Annotated in this window: 12 protein-coding genes; 6 read left to right on the forward strand and 6 right to left on the reverse strand. The window is 67.1% G+C overall.

Features of this window, described 5'->3' with window-relative positions; genetic code table 11:
- Positions 1-106 precede the first annotated feature (106 nt).
- The 6 genes from VPA02S_RS22590 to ugpB form a co-directional block, all read right to left on the reverse strand.
- The gene (locus VPA02S_RS22590; RefSeq protein WP_062365676.1) at positions 107-2560 is read right to left on the reverse strand and encodes a DUF3772 domain-containing protein; all 2454 of its coding nucleotides are present in this window, start codon (positions 2558-2560) and stop codon (positions 107-109) included.
- 74 nt (positions 2561-2634) lie between these two features.
- A complete protein-coding gene (gene ugpQ / locus VPA02S_RS22595) occupies positions 2635-3384 on the reverse strand; it encodes a glycerophosphodiester phosphodiesterase (protein ID WP_062365677.1) in 750 nt (249 codons plus the stop codon).
- 2 nt (positions 3385-3386) lie between these two features.
- Positions 3387-4394: a sn-glycerol-3-phosphate ABC transporter ATP-binding protein UgpC gene (ugpC, locus tag VPA02S_RS22600; RefSeq protein WP_018906399.1), complete on the reverse strand. Its 1008-nt coding sequence runs from the start codon at positions 4392-4394 to the stop codon at positions 3387-3389.
- A gap of 23 nt (positions 4395-4417) precedes the next feature.
- On the reverse strand, positions 4418-5266 hold the full coding sequence (gene ugpE, locus VPA02S_RS22605; protein ID WP_018906400.1) for a sn-glycerol-3-phosphate ABC transporter permease UgpE: 849 nt from the start codon (positions 5264-5266) through the stop codon (positions 4418-4420).
- Positions 5267-5317: 51 nt separating this feature from the next.
- Positions 5318-6199 (reverse strand): sn-glycerol-3-phosphate ABC transporter permease UgpA, encoded by an 882-nt coding sequence (gene ugpA / locus VPA02S_RS22610; RefSeq protein ID WP_018906401.1) that lies wholly within the window; start codon positions 6197-6199, stop codon positions 5318-5320.
- A gap of 113 nt (positions 6200-6312) precedes the next feature.
- Entirely contained in the window at positions 6313-7626 is a 1314-nt protein-coding gene (gene ugpB / locus VPA02S_RS22615; RefSeq protein WP_018906402.1) for a sn-glycerol-3-phosphate ABC transporter substrate-binding protein UgpB, read from the reverse strand.
- A 226-nt stretch (positions 7627-7852) separates the two neighbouring features.
- Here ugpB and serA point away from each other — a divergent pair, with 226 nt between their 5' ends.
- The 6 genes from serA to VPA02S_RS22645 all read left to right on the forward strand — a co-directional run bounded on the left by serA (position 7853) and on the right by VPA02S_RS22645 (position 15952).
- On the forward strand, positions 7853-9085 hold the full coding sequence (gene serA / locus VPA02S_RS22620) for a phosphoglycerate dehydrogenase (protein WP_015866907.1): 1233 nt from the start codon (positions 7853-7855) through the stop codon (positions 9083-9085).
- Positions 9086-9291: 206 nt separating this feature from the next.
- A complete protein-coding gene (locus tag VPA02S_RS22625; protein ID WP_062366029.1) occupies positions 9292-13170 on the forward strand; it encodes a DUF3683 domain-containing protein in 3879 nt (1292 codons plus the stop codon).
- Positions 13167-13604, forward strand: coding sequence for an HIT family protein (locus VPA02S_RS22630; RefSeq protein WP_062365678.1), 438 nt, complete (start codon positions 13167-13169; stop codon positions 13602-13604). Before VPA02S_RS22625 ends, VPA02S_RS22630 begins: the two co-directional genes overlap by 4 nt.
- Positions 13604-14017 (forward strand): gamma-butyrobetaine hydroxylase family protein, encoded by a 414-nt coding sequence (locus VPA02S_RS22635; RefSeq protein ID WP_015866904.1) that lies wholly within the window; start codon positions 13604-13606, stop codon positions 14015-14017. The genes VPA02S_RS22630 and VPA02S_RS22635 overlap by 1 nt, the downstream gene beginning before the upstream one ends.
- Positions 14018-14172: 155 nt before the next feature.
- On the forward strand, positions 14173-14904 hold the full coding sequence (gene ubiE / locus VPA02S_RS22640; protein WP_015866903.1) for a bifunctional demethylmenaquinone methyltransferase/2-methoxy-6-polyprenyl-1,4-benzoquinol methylase UbiE: 732 nt from the start codon (positions 14173-14175) through the stop codon (positions 14902-14904).
- A 34-nt stretch (positions 14905-14938) separates the two neighbouring features.
- Positions 14939-15952, forward strand: a complete 1014-nt coding sequence (locus VPA02S_RS22645) for a Tim44 domain-containing protein (protein ID WP_062365679.1) — start codon at positions 14939-14941, stop codon at positions 15950-15952.
- Positions 15953-15999 lie beyond the last annotated feature (47 nt).

Consider the following 15999-nt stretch of genomic DNA (forward strand, 5'->3'; position numbering starts at 1 on the left):
TGGCGTCAGCACGCCTGCTCATGGCTGATTGTTGGTTTGGGAGCCTCCGGACAATTGATCGATCAGCGCGGGCATTCGCCCGCTGCTTGGACGATCGGTGCGGCGCCTAGGCGGCGGGGGTGGCGGCCGGGCCGGCGCCGTCCGCGGCATCCGGCGCGGGTGCGGACGCAGGCACTGGCGCGGGCGCAGGCGGCGCCGCATACGGCACCAGCGGCAGCTGCTCCGCATCCAGGCGCTCCAGGATGGTGAACAGCAGGTCGCTGCGCACGCTGCCTGCCAGCCGCGGGCTCGGCACATAGGCAATGGCCTGGAAGATCAGCAGCCCGCCCTCGATGCCTTCGAGCGTGAGCGAAGGCGCCGGCGTTTCCAGCACGCTCTCGTGTGCGCGGCAGGCGTCCAGGATGAGTTCGCGCACGCGCTGCGCGTGGGTGGTCAGCGGCATCGGCAGGCGGATCAGCACCCGGCCCTCCGCGTTGGTCAGCGTCATGTTGCGCACGGTCTTCGTGATGAACTCGGAGTTCGGCACGATCACCGTCGAGCGGTCGCCGAGTTGGATCTCCGTGGCCCGCACGTTGATGCGCCGCACGTCGCCCTCGGTGGTGCCCAGCACCACCCAGTCGCCCACCTTCACCGGCTGCTCGGCCAGCAGGATGAGGCCCGAGATGAAGTTCTGCACGATGGCCTGCAGGCCGAAGCCGATGCCCACCGACAGCGCGCTGGCCACCCACGCGATGCGCTCGATGCCGATGCCCAGCGCCGACAGCGAGAACGCGATCACCAGGATGCCGCCCACGTAGCCCAGCAGCGTGGTGATCGAGCTCTGCATGCCCGGCTCGAACTGCGTGCTGGGCAGGTAGCTGCGCGCGAGCCAGCGCTTGAACACCCTGAGCACGATGAAACCGATCACCGCCACCGCCACGGCGCTCAGGATGGCGCCCGGCACCAGCTGGAACTCGCCCACCTTCACGCCGGTGCCGAATTTGCCGCTGCGCTGGAACACTTCGCTGGGCCCGGTGCCCAGCGGCGCCGCGAGCGCGATCAGCATGTAGAAGAACAGCGCCACCCGGCTCAGGCCCGAGAGCACGGTGGCCGCCTGGTCGAGCGTCTGCGGCGCCAGGCCGAAGCTCTTCTGCAGGCGCTGGCCGAAGGTGCTGCGCGACGACACGCCGGCCATGAACACGTCGTCGGCAAACTTGAACAGCACGTAGAAGGCGGCCGCGACGATGCCGCTCCAGGTGAGCTGCGAGGCCAGGAAGCTCGCGAGCGCCACGTAGCCCACCGCCACCAGCACCCAGATGGCCACCATCAGCACGCCGATGCAGGCCACCAGCAGGCCCACCCACATCGGGCGCTCGGGCGGATCGGCGTCCGGCGTATCGGCGCGCATTGGCCGCAGGCGATGGAGCACCGCGCCCACGAGCGCGGTGAGCACCAGCGCCGTGAGCACGTGCGTGGCCACCACGGCCGCAAAGCTGGCTTCCACCAGCGCGTTGATCTCCACCGGCGCCCAGGCCAGCGCCGCCACCGCCGCAACCAGCCAAGGCAGCGGCGCCAGGCGGGTGGCCATGGCGTCGGGAATCGGCGGCAGCCGCCACGATGGGCGGCTGGTGGCCAGCAGCCCGCGGCCCAGCCCGATGACGAAGGCCATGAACACCAGCGCCTGCGCCATCGAGCGCATCGCCTTGCGCGCCTGCGGCTCCCAGGTGGCGTATTCCTCGAGCACCCACACGAAGCCGTGCGCCGCCACGGCCACCAGCACCACGTGGCTCGCGACGATGGCAATCACCAGCAGCGAACGCCGCAGCCGGCCCGCCGGCAGCAGCCGCGCGGCGATCCGCGTCAGCAGGTGCTCGGCCACCCAGTTGCCGAGCACCGCGAGCAGCACTGCCAGGATCAGCGCCCAGAGCACCGCCATGCGGGGGCCTTGCTGCATGGCCTGCGAGAACCCGTCGCGCAGGTCGGAGGCCATGGCCTTCAGGCGCGCCAGGTCGCTCGGCCAGGCGTCCTGCAGATCGCCCCAGAACTCGCCGGTGAGCGGCGAGGGCGCGCGCTCGGTGATCTGCGCCTCGAACAGCGCGCGGCGCTGGGTCACCAGTTCGGCCGCGCGCTGCCGCACGTCGATGGCCAGCAGCCGTGCGAGCCGGATGTCGGCGTCCAGCGCGTTGCGCTCCTTCGTGAGGCGGGCGCGCTGGCGCGTGATGTCGGGGTCTTCGGTCGCGCCCGCGGCCGGCGGATTGCCGAGTTCGCCGAGGCGGGCGTTCAGGTCGGCCAGCTCGCCGGTGCGCGCGGCAACGAACTTGTCGGCCTGCGTGCCGATGTCGCTGATCTGCGCGAGCAGTTGGCGCAGGTCCCCGGTGGAATCGGCATCGGTGCTGATCTTGTTGAACTGCTCGCGCAGCTCGGCCACCGTGGGTTCGGGCGCCGGGGCCGCGGCAGCCGCGGTGCTGCCGCCGACGCCGCTGGTGCCCGGCTGGGCCGTTGCGGCGCCGCACATCAGCAGCAGCAGGGCGGCCAGGCAAAAGGCAATCAGGCGGGGGATCGAACGCATGGCTGCCATCATAGAAGGCGCCATTTGCGGCCCGCGGCGCGGGGCGTGACAGCGTGTGTCTGCCGGGCCGCGCCGGCGGGAAGCGGTCAACCGGCCGGGCTGAACAGGTCGACCCGGTCGGTGATGATGCCGTCGGTGCCCAGCTCGACGAGCCGCTCGGCGGCCCATTCGTCATTCACGGTGTAGCTCAGCGCGCGCATGCCCGCGCCTTGCACCTGCGCCACCGTGGCGGCGTCCCAGAGCGCGTGGTTGCAGACCACCGCGGCGCAGTCCAGGCCGGTGGCCGCGGCCAGCCAGCCGTCCCGCAGCGTGTCGAGCAGCAGCCCGCGCGGCAGCTCGGGCTGCACCGCCCTGGCGCCCGCGAGCGATTCCATCTGGAACGAGGTGAGCAGCGGCGGTATGGCCGCGCCCTGCCACAGCCGGGCCGCGAGCCGCGCCACCGCTTCGCCGGTTTCGCGTTCGGTGCCCGGGGTGGGCTTGATCTCGATGTTGAGCAGGTGGCCGTTGGCCAGGCAGAAGCGCGCGAGGTTCTCGAGCGTGGCAAGCGGCTCGCCCGCGAAGGCGCGCGAATGCCAGCCGCCGGCGTCGAGCTGAGCCAGCGCGCTCCAGGGCTGCGCACCGCCGGTGCCGCGGCCGTTGGTGGTGCGGTCGAGCGTGGCGTCGTGCATCAGAAAGGCCACGCCGTCGGCGCTGAGCTTCGCATCGCACTCGAACATGCGGTAGCCGTGCGCCGCGCCAAGGCGGAAGGCCGCCAGCGTGTTCTCGGGCGCCAGCTTGCCGGCGCCGCGGTGCGCGATCCAGCGCGGATAGGGCCAGGGCTTCATCCGTGCCGGCATCGTCAGTCGGCCCGCTTGCCGGAGCCGGCATCGAACCAGTGCAGCTTGTCCTCGCGCGCCGCGATCTTCACGGTGTCGCCCGCGACCGGCGGATGATCGCTTTCGTCGGTGCGCATGATGATCTGCTCCTCGCCGATGCGGCCGTACACCAGCCGCTCGGCGCCCAGCAGTTCGACCGACTCCACCTGCACCGACCAGCCGCTTTCGTCCAGCGTCAGGTGCTCCGGGCGGATGCCCAGGATCTGGCCGGGCCGCACGCCGGGGGCGTGCTGCAGCAGGTTCATCGGCGGCGAGCCGATGAAGCTGGCAACGAAGGTGGTGGCGGGCCGGTTGTAGACCTCTTCGGGCGTCGCGAACTGGTCCATCACGCCGCCGTTCATCACGATGATGCGCTGCGCCAGCGTCATGGCCTCGACCTGGTCGTGCGTGACAAACAGCGAGGTGATGCCGAGCTCGCGGTGCAGCTTCTGGATCTCGATGCGGGTCTGCGCGCGCAGCTTGGCGTCCAGGTTGGACAGCGGCTCGTCGAACAGGAACACCTGCGGCTGGCGCACGATGGCGCGGCCCATGGCCACGCGCTGGCGCTGCCCGCCCGAGAGCTCGCGCGGCTTGCGCTCGAGCAGGTGGCCCAGCTCCAGGATCTTGGCCGCCTTGTCGACGCGGGTCTTGATCTCGGGCTCCGGCACCTTGGCGATCTTCAGGCCATAGGCCATGTTCTTGAACACGCTCATGTGCGGATAGAGCGCGTAGTTCTGGAACACCATGGCGATGTCCCGCTCGGAGGGTTCGAGCTGGTTCACCACGCGCCCGCCAATGGAGATTTCGCCGGCCGAGATTTCCTCCAGGCCGGCCACCATGCGCAGCAGGGTGGACTTGCCGCAGCCGGAGGGGCCGACGATGACGACGAACTCGCCTTCCTTGACATCGGCCGAGACGCCGTGGATGACCTGGTTGGCCTTGGCACCGTGGCCGTAGCGCTTGATGACGTTGCGAAGAGAAATGGCAGTCATTGTGTCGTTTGCTTCTTTGTCGGTTACTTCTCGGTGTCCACGAGGCCCTTGACGAACCAGCGCTGCATCACCACCACCACGATGGCCGGTGGCACCAGCGCGAGGATGGCCGTGGCCATCACCAGGTTCCAGTCCACTGCGGCGTCGCCCGAGGCGATCATTCGCTTGATGCCGATCACCACCGGATACATGTCCTCGCTGGTGGTGGCCAGCAGCGGCCACAGGTACTGGTTCCAGCCGTAGATGAACTGGATCACGAACAGTGCCGCGATCGATGTCTGGGACAGCGGCACCAGGATGTCCTTGAAGAAGCGCATCGGCCCCGCGCCGTCCATGCGGGCTGCTTCCACCAGTTCATCGGGCACGCTCAGGAAGAACTGCCGGAACAGGAAGGTGGCAGTGGCCGAGGCAATCAGCGGTACCGTCAACCCCGCATAGGTGTTGAGCATGTGGAGGTCGGCCAGCACCTTGTAGGTTGGCAGGATGCGCACCTCGACCGGCAGCATCAGGGTCACGAAGATCATCCAGAAGACGATCTTCTTGAACGGAAAGCGGAAGTACACGATCGCGAAGGCCGACAGCAGCGAGATTGCGATCTTGCCAAGGCTGATGACCAGTGCCGTGACCAGGCTGATCCACATCATCCGCCCCACCACCACGCGCGCGCCCTGGGTGTCGGCGCCGAGCAGGGCGGAGCTGTAGTTCTCGAACATGTGGCCGCCCGGCAGGAGCGGCATGGGCACCCGCAGGATCGCGTCGCGGGTATGGGTGGACGCGATGAAAGCCAGGTAGATGGGGAAGGCCACGATGGCAATGCCCAGGAGCAGCACCGCATGCGACAGGACCGTGAGGCCGGGGCGGCGTTCAACCATGGTGAGGCCTCAGGGAAAGGGCGAGGGAAGAGGCGGAGGAATAGGCGGTCATCAGTACTGGACCTTCTTTTCGACGTAGCGGAACTGGATCACGGTCAGCACGACAACGATCATCATCAGCACCACCGACTGCGCAGCCGAGCCGCCCAGGTCCAGCGCCTTGAAGCCGTCGTGCCAGACCTTGTAGACCAGGATGGCGGTGTCGCGCCCCGGCCCGCCTTCGGTGGTCGCATGCACGATCGCGAAGGTGTCGAAGAAGGCGTACACCACGTTGATCACCAGCAGGAAGAAGGTGGTGGGCGACAGCAGCGGGAACTGGATCGTGAGAAAGCGCCGCAGCGGCCCGGCGCCGTCGATGGCGGCGGCCTCGATCAGCGATTTGGGAATGGACTGCAGGCCCGCCAGGAAGAACAGGAAGTTGTAGGAAATCTGCTTCCAGACGGCAGCCACCACGATCAGCGCGAGGGCGTGGTTGGAGTTGAGCAGGTGGTTCCAGTCCATGCCCATGTAGTGCAGAAAGTACGACACCACGCCGATGCTGGGCGAGAACATGAAAACCCACAGCACGCCCGCGATGGCCGGCGCCACGGCGTAGGGGATGATCAGGAAGGTCTTGTAGACCAGGCTCCCGCGCAGGATGCGGTCGGCGAAGATGGCCAGCATCAATGACAGTGCAATACCGCTGCCAGCCACCAGAACAGAAAAGAGCGCCGTGACCTTGAAGGACTCGATGTAGGCCGGGTCGTCGAACAAGGTCTGGAAGTTCTCCAGGCCGACGAAGACGGAGGATGTGCCGAAGGCGTCCTCCGTCTGCATGGATTGCCAGATGGCCTGGCTCGCCGGCCAGAAGAAGAACACCAGGATCACCGCCATCTGCGGCGCGATCAGCAGCCAGGGCAGCCAGGCAGATCGAAAGAGGACGCGTTTTTCCATGGAAGTTAGAACATTGGCTCGGAAAAAGAAGAACCCACCGGCCCTGCGGTGGGCGCGGCGGGTTGCGAGTGTAGTGGGTGAGGCGCCGCAGATGCCGGCGCCTCACACCCGGCTCAGCCCTTGTTTGCCTTCTGGAAGCGCTCGAGTTGCTCGTCGCCGCGCTTGACGGCGGCGTCGAGTGCCTCCTTGGCGGTCTTCTTGCCGCTCCAGATCTGCTCGGTCTCCTCGTCGATGATGGTGCGGATCTGCACGAAGCTGCCCAGGCGCACGCCGCGCGACTTGTCGGTGGTCTTGCGGATCATTTGCGTCACTGCCACGTCGGTGCCCGGGTTTTCCTTGTAGAAGCCCGAAGCATCGGTCAGCTTGTAGGCCGCCGTGGTGATGGGCAGGTAGCCGGTGCGCTTGTGGCTTTCGGATTGCACCTTGGTGTCGGACAGGAAGGTGAAGAAGCTGGCCACGCCCTTGTAGTGGTCGGCCGGCTTGCCGGACATGACCCACAGGCTGGCGCCGCCGATCACGGTGTTTTGCGGGGCGCCCTTCACGTCGGGGTAGTAGGGCATGGTGGAGATGCCGTACTTGAACTTGGCGTCCTTGGCCACGCGTGCGTACAGGCCCGACGAGCCGGTCATCATTGCGCATTCGCCCGAGGGGAAGGCGGCGTCGGCCGTGTTGTTGCGGCCCTTGTAGACGAAGGTGCCGTCCTTCGACATCTTGGCCAGGTTCTCGAAATGGCGCACCTGCAGCGGCGAATTGAAGGCCAGGCGTGCCGAGGTGCCGCCAAAGCCGTTGTTCTGCGTGGCATACAGGGTGTTGTGCCAGGCCGAGAAGCTTTCGAGCTGGGTCCAGCTCATCCAGCTCGTGGTGAAGGGGCACTTGTGGCCGCTGGCCTTGAGCTTGTCGGCTGCGGCGATCACCTCGGGCCAGGTGGTGGGAGCCTTCTCCGGATCGAGGCCGGCCGCCTTGAAGGCATCCTTGTTGTAGTAGAAGATGGTCGTCGAGCTGTTGAACGGGAAGCTCAGCATCTGGCCGTTCGGCGCGGTGTAGTAGCCGGACACGGCGGGCACGTACACACTGGGGTCGAACTTGGCACCGCCCGAGGTCATCACCTCGCCCACCGGCTTGATGGCGCCCTTGGAAGCCATCATGGTGGCGGTGCCCACTTCGAACACCTGCAGGATGTCCGGCGCATTACCTGCGCGGAAGGCCGCGATGGCGGCGGTCATCGATTCGTCATACTGGCCCTTGTAGGTCGGCACGACCTTGAAGTCCTTCTGACTGGCGTTGTATTGCTTGGCGAGGTCGTTGACCCACTCGCCGAGCGGACCGCTCATCGAATGCCACCACTGGATCTCAGTCTGGGCATGTGCCACATTGAACAGCGTGGTGGCGGCCAGCGCCGATGCCAGCGCGAGCGTCTTGAATCGCATGAAGACTCCTGATGGGAAAATGAAAGCGCGGATGCTAGGCCACGTGGATGACATGGCCGCGTCACATTTGCGCACGGAGTGTTGTTAATTTCCAATCGGGAAAACCCCTTTGGCGCAGGGCTTCCCACGGCGTGCGCGCCCTCATGCTGCGGCGCAGCATGCTAGCATCGACCTCCCCTTTTTCGGCCTAGCCTGTTGCCGCGGCCGGGGCTTCCGCGAGTACGCCATGAGCAGCAAAACCTCCCTCGAAAAAAGCCGGATCAAGTTCCTTCTGCTCGAGGGCATCCATCCTTCGGCGGTGGAGGTCCTGCGCGCCGCGGGCTACACCAACATCGAGTCGCTGCCGGGTGCGCTGCCCGATGCGGAGCTCAAAGCCAAGATCGCCGACGTCCACTTCCTGGGCATCCGCTCGCGCACGCAGCTCACGGCCGAGGTCTTCGCGGCCGCCCACAAGCTGGTGGCGGCGGGGTGCTTCTGCATCGGCACCAACCAGGTCGACCTGGAAGCCGCGCGCGAGCACGGCGTGGCGGTGTTCAACGCCCCGTATTCCAACACCCGCTCGGTGGCCGAGCTGGTGCTGGCCGAAGCCATCCTGCTGTTGCGCGGCGTGCCCGAGAAGAGCGCGGTCGCCCACCGCGGCGGCTGGCTCAAGTCGGCCGAGAACGCCTTCGAGATCCGCGGCAAGACGCTGGGCATCGTGGGCTACGGCTCCATCGGCGCCCAGCTGTCGGTGCTGGCCGAGGCGCTGGGCATGAAGGTCGCCTTCTACGACGTGGTGACCAAGCTGCCCCTGGGTAATGCGCACCAGGTGCGCGAACTGCACCAGTTGCTGGCCCAGAGCGACATCGTGACCCTGCACGTGCCCGAGACGCAGGCCACCCAATGGATGATCGATACGGCCGAAATCGCCGCCATGAAGCCGGGCGCCATCCTGATCAACGCCTCGCGCGGCACGGTCGTGCGGATCGAGCCGCTGGCCGAGGCGCTGAAGCAGAAGAAGCTGCTGGGCGCCGCGATCGACGTGTTCCCGGTCGAGCCGCGCAGCAACAAGGACGAGTTCCAGTCGCCGCTGCGCGGGCTGGACAACGTGATCCTCACGCCCCACATCGGCGGCTCGACCATGGAGGCGCAGGCCAACATCGGCCTGGAGGTGGCGGAAAAGCTGGTGAAGTACAGCGACAACGGCACCTCGACCTCGTCGGTCAACTTTCCCGAGGTGGCGCTGCCGGCCCACCCCGGCAAGCACCGGCTGCTGCACATCCACCGCAACGTGCCCGGCGTGCTGTCGGAGATCAACAAGATCTTCTCGGACAACAACATCAACATCTCCTCGCAGTTCCTGCAGACCAACGAGAAGATCGGCTACGTGGTGATGGACATCGACGCCGCGTATTCCGACCTGGCGCTGGAAAAGCTGGCCAAGGTGAACGGCACGATCCGCAGCCGCGTGCTGTTCTGAACCCTGAACCAAGCGCCTCCGTCTTGCTCCCTCTCCCTCCGGGAGAGGGCCGGGGTGAGGGCAGCGGCATCCACACCACGGCACCGCCTGCCGGGCGCCTCCCAATAGGGGAACAGCGAAGGCGCAAGGCAGGCCCCCCGCCCCTGCCCTAAAATCCCACCCCCGGCTAGATGGGCGCGCAGCGCCTGGCCGAGGTGCCACCCCCGATGAATGCTCCGACCGCGTTGACCACGCTGTTGTCGCAGGCCGCAGAGCCTGTACGACTGCGCGAGATCCCCTATAACTACACCAGCTTTTCCGATCGAGAGATCGTGATCCGCCTGCTGGGCGAGCGCGGCTGGGAACTGCTCCAGACCCTGCGCGCCGAGCGCCGCACCGGCCGGTCGGCGCGCATGCTCTACGAAGTGCTCGGCGACATCTGGGTGGTCCAGCGCAACCCCTACCTCGTCGACGACCTGCTCGACAACCCGCGCCGCCGCGGCCAGCTGGTCGATGCGCTCAGGCACCGCCTGGCCGAAGTCCAGAAGCGCCGCACCCCCGACAGCGACCTGCCGCGCGACCAGCTCGTGGGCGAACTCACGGGCCTTGTCGGCCAGGCCGTCGCGGCCTTCGACACCGCCTTTCGCGACGTGGCCGCCCTGCGCCGCAAGGCCACGCGCGTACTGGGTCGCCTCACGGCCAAGGACAACATCAAGTTCGACGGCCTCTCGCGCGTCTCGCACGTCACCGACGCCACCGACTGGCGCGTCGAATATCCCTTCGTGGTGCTCTGCCCCGACACCGAGGCCGAGATGGCCCTGCTCGTCAAGGGCTGCATCGAGCTGGGCCTGACCATCATCCCGCGCGGCGGCGGCACCGGCTACACCGGCGGCGCCATTCCGCTCACCTGGAAGAGCGTGGTCATCAACACCGAGAAGCTCGAGGCCATGACCGAGGTCGAGCTGGTTCCGCTGCCCGGCCTCGACAACCCCGTGCCCACCATCTGGACCGAAGCCGGCGTCGTCACCCAGCGCGTGGCCGACGCCGCCGAGCGCGCCGGCTACGTGTTCGCGGTCGACCCCACTTCCGCCGAGGCCTCGTGCGTGGGCGGCAACGTGGCCATGAACGCGGGCGGCAAGAAAGCCGTGCTCTGGGGCACGGCGCTCGACAATCTCGCGTCGTGGCGCATGGTCACGCCGCAGGCCGAATGGCTCGAAGTCACGCGCATCGGCCACAACCTCGGCAAGATCCACGACGCCGAGAGCGCCGAGTTCGAACTGCAGTACTACGCCGCCGACGGCAAGACGAAATTGCGCACCGAGCGCCTCGACATTCCCGGCCGCACCTTCCGCAAGGAAGGCCTCGGCAAGGACGTGACCGACAAGTTCCTTTCGGGCCTGCCCGGCATCCAGAAAGAGGGCTGCGACGGCCTCATCACCAGCTGCCGCTGGGTGGTGCACCGCATGCCGGCGCACACCCGCACCGTGTGCCTCGAATTCTTCGGCAACGCGAAGGACGCGGTGCCCAGCATCGTCGAGATCAAGGACTTCATGTTCGCCGAGCAGAAGCGCTCGGGCGTGCTGCTCGCGGGCCTCGAGCACCTGGACGACCGCTACCTGAAGGCCGTGGGCTACGCCACCAAGTCGAAGAAGCATGGCGGCCTGCCCAAGATGGTGCTGTTCGGCGACATCGCGGGCGACGACGCCGATGCGGTGGCGCGCGTCACCTCCGAAGTGGTGCGCATCGCCAATTCGCGCAGCGGCGAAGGCTTCGTCGCCATCAGCCCCGAGGCGCGCAAGAAATTCTGGCTCGACCGCAAGCGCACCGCGGCCATCAGCAAGCACACCAACGCCTTCAAGATCAACGAGGACGTGGTCATTCCGCTGCCGCGCATGGCCGAGTACAGCGACGGCATCGAGCGCATCAACATCGAGCTCTCGCTGCAGAACAAGCTCGCGCTCACCGACGCGCTCGAAGCCTTCCTGCTGCGCGGCAACCTGCCGCTGGGCAAGACCGACGACGCGCACGAGATCCCGGCCGCCGAGCTGCTCGAAGACCGGGTGGCGCAGGCCGTGGCGCTGGTGCAGGGCGTGCGTGCGCTCTGGGCCGAATGGCTGCGCGACGTCGACACGCTGTTCCCGCAGCTGCAGGACCACACGCTGCGCGCCAGCTGGAAGACCCAGCTGCGCCAGCCGCTGCAGGAAATCTTCTCGGGCGCCGAATTCACGCCGATCCTGGCCGAGTGCACCGCCATCCACCAGCAGGTGCTCAAGGGCCGTGTGTGGGTGGCGCTGCACATGCACGCAGGCGACGGCAACGTGCACACCAACATCCCGGTCAACAGCGACAACTACGAGATGCTGCAGACCGCGCATGCTGCGGTGGTGCGCATCATGGCGCTGGCGCGCAGCCTCGACGGCGTGATCTCGGGCGAGCACGGCATCGGCATCACCAAGCTCGAATTCCTGAGCGACGAAGAGCTGAAGCCCTTCATGGACTACAAGCAGCGCGTCGATCCCGAGGGCCGCTTCAACAAGGGCAAGCTGCTGCGCGCGCCCGCCGGCGAAGCCGCGCTGCCGCATGCCGACCTGACCAACGCCTACACGCCGAGCTTCGGCCTCATGGGGCACGAGTCGCTCATCATGCAGCAGAGCGACATCGGCGCGATTGCCGACAGCGTGAAGGACTGCCTGCGCTGCGGTAAGTGCAAGCCGGTGTGCGCCACCCACGTGCCGCGCGCCAACCTGCTGTACAGCCCGCGCAACAAGATCCTCGCAACCTCGCTGCTGGTGGAGGCCTTCCTGTATGAAGAGCAGACCCGGCGCGGCATCAGCATCAAGCACTGGGAAGAATTCGAGGACGTGGCCGACCACTGCACGGTCTGCCACAAGTGCCTCACGCCCTGCCCGGTGAAGATCGACTTCGGCGACGTGTCGATGAACATGCGCAACCTGCTGCGCAAGATGGGGCAGAAGAGCTTCCGCCCCGGCAACGCCGCCGCGATGTTCTTCCTCAACGCGACCAACCCGCAGACCATCAAGGCGGTGCGCGCCGGCATGGTGGGCATCGGCTTCAAGGCGCAGCGCCTGGCCAACGACCTGCTGCGCGGGCTTGCCAGGAAGCAGACGGCCGCGCCGCCCGCCACGCTCGGCCCGGCGCCGGTCAAGGAGCAGGTGATCCACTTCATCAACAAGAAGATGCCGGGCAACCTGCCCAAGCAGACGGCGCGCGCGCTGCTCGACATCGAGGATGCCGACTACGTGCCGATCATCCGCGACCCGAAGGCCACCACGTCCGAGACCGAGGCGGTCTTCTACTTTCCGGGCTGCGGCTCGGAGCGCCTCTTCTCGCAGGTGGGCCTCGCCACCCAGGCCATGCTCTGGCATGCGGGCGTGCAGACGGTGCTGCCGCCCGGCTACCTGTGCTGCGGCTATCCGCAGCGCGGCAGCGGCCAGTTCGACAAGGCCGAGAAGATGATCACCGACAACCGCGTGCTGTTCCACCGCGTGGCCAACACGCTCAACTACCTCGACATCAAGACGGTGGTGGTGAGCTGCGGCACCTGCTATGACCAGCTGCAGGGCTACCAGTTCGACAAGATCTTCCCGGGCTGCCGCATCATCGACATCCATGAATACTTGCTCGAAAAGGGCATCACGCTCGCCGACGCAAGTGGCGGTGGCTACCTGTACCACGACCCCTGTCACAGCCCGATGAAGCTGCAGGACCCGATGAAGACCGTGAAGGCGCTGGTCGGCGACAACGTGCTCAAGAACGACCGCTGCTGCGGCGAATCGGGCACGCTGGGCGTCTCGCGGCCCGACATCTCGACGCAGATCCGCTTCCGCAAGGAAGAAGAACTCAAGAAGGGCGAGGCCGCGTTGCGCGCGAACGGCCAGGTCGGCGAGAAGGACAACGTCAAGATCCTCACCAGCTGCCCGAGCTGCCTGCAGGGCCTCTCGCGCTATGGCAACGACCTGAACAACGGGCTGCTCGAGGCCGACTACATCGTGGTCGAAATGGCCAACAAGATCCTCGGCAAGGACTGGATGCCCGAATACGTCGCTGCGGCCAACCAGGGCGGCATCGAGCGGGTGCTCGTATGAGGGTGAAGAACTGTCCCTTCTGCGAAGGCCCCGGCGGCCGCATCGTGTTCGAGGGCGCGAAGCTTCGCGTCATCCATGCCGAGGAGGCCGGCTTCCCGGCCTTCTACCGCGTGATCTGGCGCGAGCATGCGGCGGAGTTTTCCGACCTCGACGCGGCCGACCGCGTGCTGTGCATGGAGGCCGTGACAGTGGTCGAGCAGTGCCTGCGCGAGCATCTGTCGCCGGCCAAGATCAATCTTGCGGCGCTCGGCAACATGGTGCCGCACCTGCATTGGCATGTGATCGCGCGCTTTGCGGACGACACGCATTTTCCGGGCTCCGTGTGGGCGCCGGTGCAGCGCGAAGCCGATGCGGCCCAGCAGGCCGCCGTGGCCGCGCGCCTGCCCGCGCTCGAGAGTGAGATGATGGCCCGACTGGGCACAAGGAGCTTCTGATGGCAGGTTTGCAAGCCGGCGCACCAACGCCGCAATCGATCACCGTGCATGGCCAGTCGCGCGTGCTCGAGGTCGGCTTCTCGGACGGCGCGAGCTTCCGCATTCCGTTCGAGCTGATGCGCATCTATTCGCCATCGGCCGAGGTGCAGGGCCACGGCCCGGGCCAGGAAGTGCTGCAGACCGGCAAGCGCGAGGTCGAGCTGGTCGACCTGAAGCCGGTGGGCAACTACGCCGTGCAGCCGGTCTTCAGCGACGGCCACGACACCGGCATCTTCTCGTGGAACCTGCTGTACGAACTCGGCGCCAACCAGGCCGCGCTCTGGGCCGAATACGAGCGCCGGCTTGCCGCCGCGGGCGTCGACCGCGACGCGCCGATGATCGACAAGGGCGGCTCCGCCTGCGGCAGCCACTGACCCGCCAGACCCCGTTCGCTCCTGAAAAAGTAGCCCCGCACGCAGGCGCGGCGCGCCTTGCCGCGGCCCGCGATTTCAAGAAAAAGCAACAAATGTCCGCCGTCGCCGCAGGGTCGCCTTCTTGAGCTGTGTGCTTCCGGCCTAATATCAGGCGCATGAGCACCACCCACTTCGGCTTCGAGAAAGTCGACGAAAGCGAGAAAGCGCAACGTGTCCGCGGCGTCTTCGATTCCGTCGCCACGCGTTACGACCTCATGAACGACCTGATGTCGATGGGGCTGCACCGCGCCTGGAAGGCCTACACCGTGATGGTGGCCAACGTGGGCGAGGGCTCGCGCGTGCTCGACATTGCGGGCGGCACCGGCGACCTCGCGCTGGCCTTCTCGAAGAAGGTGGGTGCCAGCGGCCAGGTGGTGCACACCGACATCAACGAAGCCATGCTGCGCACCGGCCGCGACCGCCTGCTCGATGCCGGCGTGGCGCTCCCCACGCTGGTGTGCGACGCAGAGAAACTGCCCTTCCCCGACAACCACTTCGACGTCGTGACCGTGGCCTTCGGCCTGCGCAACATGACGCACAAGGACCTTGCGCTGAAGGAAATGAACCGCGTGCTCAAGCCGCGCGGCAAGCTGCTGGTGCTTGAGTTCTCGAAGGTCGCCAAGCCGCTGGCCAAGGCCTACGACTGGTATTCGTTCAACGTGCTGCCGCGCCTGGGCAAGCTGGTGGCCGGCGACGACGCGAGCTACCGCTACCTGGCCGAATCGATCCGCATGCATCCCGCGCAGGACGAACTCAAGACCCTCATGAAAGAGGGCGGTTTCGGGCATGTGGACTATCACAACATGACGGGGGGCGTGGTGGCCCTTCATGTTGGAATCAAATGTTGATGAAGCGAATTCTTCGCTCGAAAGAGGAGACGACATGAAAAGTTTGAGTTCTTTGTTCCTGGCTTGCGTGCTGGCCCTGGTCAGTGTTCAGGCAGACGCAGCTCGCATCGGTGGCGGCAAGTCGTTCGGCCGCCAGTCGTCCAACGTGACGCAGCGCGAATCCGCAGCGCCCACCGCACCCGCACAGCAAAGCGCGACCAATGCGGCGCCGAGACCCGCAACGCCCGCGCCCGCCGCCGCTGCGCCCAAGCGCCCGTGGGGCGCCATGCTCGGCGGCCTCGCTGCCGGCCTGGGCCTCGCATGGCTCGCACACTCGCTCGGCCTGGGTGCCGGCTTTGCGAACATCCTCCTGATCGGCCTGCTCGTGATGGCCGGGCTGTTCGTCTGGCGCATGTTCAAGGCGCGATCGGCCGCATCGTCGGGTGCCAACCGCCCCGGCGGCTTCGCATTCGAAGGCGCCGGCAATCCGGCCAACGCCAGCGCGCCCGCGCAGTACAGCCCCGCCAATGTCGGCAACGACGCGTCGGCGCGTCCCTGGGAGCGCAACACGACCGCCTTCGACGCCGGCTCCTCCGCGCATGGCAGCAGCCTGTCCGCGGCCGGTGCGGCGGCTGGCGGCAGCATGATCGGCTCGGCGCTCTCGGGCTCGCAGTCGTGGGGCATTCCGGCCGGCTTCGACGTGGACGGCTTCCTGAGCGCCGCCAAGCGCAACTTCGTGACGCTGCAGGACGCATGGGACCGCGCCGACGTCGGCATGCTGCGCTCGATGATGACCGACGACATGGTCGAGGAAATCCGCAGCCAGCTGGCCGACCGTGCAAGCCACACCGGCGGCGCCTCGAACAAGACCGAAGTGGTCATGCTCGACGCCAAGCTGCTCGGCATCGAGGAACTGGCCGATGCCTACCTCGCGAGCGTGGAGTTCTCCGGCATGATCCGCGAAGATGCCTCGGCCGGCCCGGGCCCGTTCCGCGAAGTCTGGAACATGACCAAGCCCACCAGCGGCACCAGCGGCTGGCTCGTGGCGGGCGTCCAGGCCCTGCAGTAAGCGCATTGCGGCGGCCGCGGGGCCGCCTGCAGAACCGATAATGGGGA

Source organism: Variovorax paradoxus NBRC 15149 (assembly GCF_001591365.1).
Taxonomy (GTDB): Bacteria; Pseudomonadota; Gammaproteobacteria; order Burkholderiales; family Burkholderiaceae_C; genus Variovorax; species Variovorax paradoxus.

What these genes read in the sequence shown, in the direction of transcription:
- VPA02S_RS22645 (WP_062365679.1), top strand. Translation starts at nt 14,939, where the DNA reads ATGAAAAGTTTGAGTTCTTTGTTCCTGGCTTGCGTGCTGGCCCTGGTC.
- VPA02S_RS22635 (WP_015866904.1), top strand. Translation starts at nt 13,604, where the DNA reads ATGGCAGGTTTGCAAGCCGGCGCACCAACGCCGCAATCGATCACCGTG.
- VPA02S_RS22625 (WP_062366029.1), top strand. Translation starts at nt 9,292, where the DNA reads ATGAATGCTCCGACCGCGTTGACCACGCTGTTGTCGCAGGCCGCAGAG.
- ugpQ (WP_062365677.1), bottom strand. Translation starts at nt 3,384, where the DNA reads ATGCCGGCACGGATGAAGCCCTGGCCCTATCCGCGCTGGATCGCGCAC.
- serA (WP_015866907.1), top strand. Translation starts at nt 7,853, where the DNA reads ATGAGCAGCAAAACCTCCCTCGAAAAAAGCCGGATCAAGTTCCTTCTG.
- VPA02S_RS22630 (WP_062365678.1), top strand. Translation starts at nt 13,167, where the DNA reads ATGAGGGTGAAGAACTGTCCCTTCTGCGAAGGCCCCGGCGGCCGCATC.
- ubiE (WP_015866903.1), top strand. Translation starts at nt 14,173, where the DNA reads ATGAGCACCACCCACTTCGGCTTCGAGAAAGTCGACGAAAGCGAGAAA.
- ugpE (WP_018906400.1), bottom strand. Translation starts at nt 5,266, where the DNA reads ATGGTTGAACGCCGCCCCGGCCTCACGGTCCTGTCGCATGCGGTGCTG.
- ugpB (WP_018906402.1), bottom strand. Translation starts at nt 7,626, where the DNA reads ATGCGATTCAAGACGCTCGCGCTGGCATCGGCGCTGGCCGCCACCACG.
- ugpA (WP_018906401.1), bottom strand. Translation starts at nt 6,199, where the DNA reads ATGGAAAAACGCGTCCTCTTTCGATCTGCCTGGCTGCCCTGGCTGCTG.
- ugpC (WP_018906399.1), bottom strand. Translation starts at nt 4,394, where the DNA reads ATGACTGCCATTTCTCTTCGCAACGTCATCAAGCGCTACGGCCACGGT.
- VPA02S_RS22590 (WP_062365676.1), bottom strand. Translation starts at nt 2,560, where the DNA reads ATGATGGCAGCCATGCGTTCGATCCCCCGCCTGATTGCCTTTTGCCTG.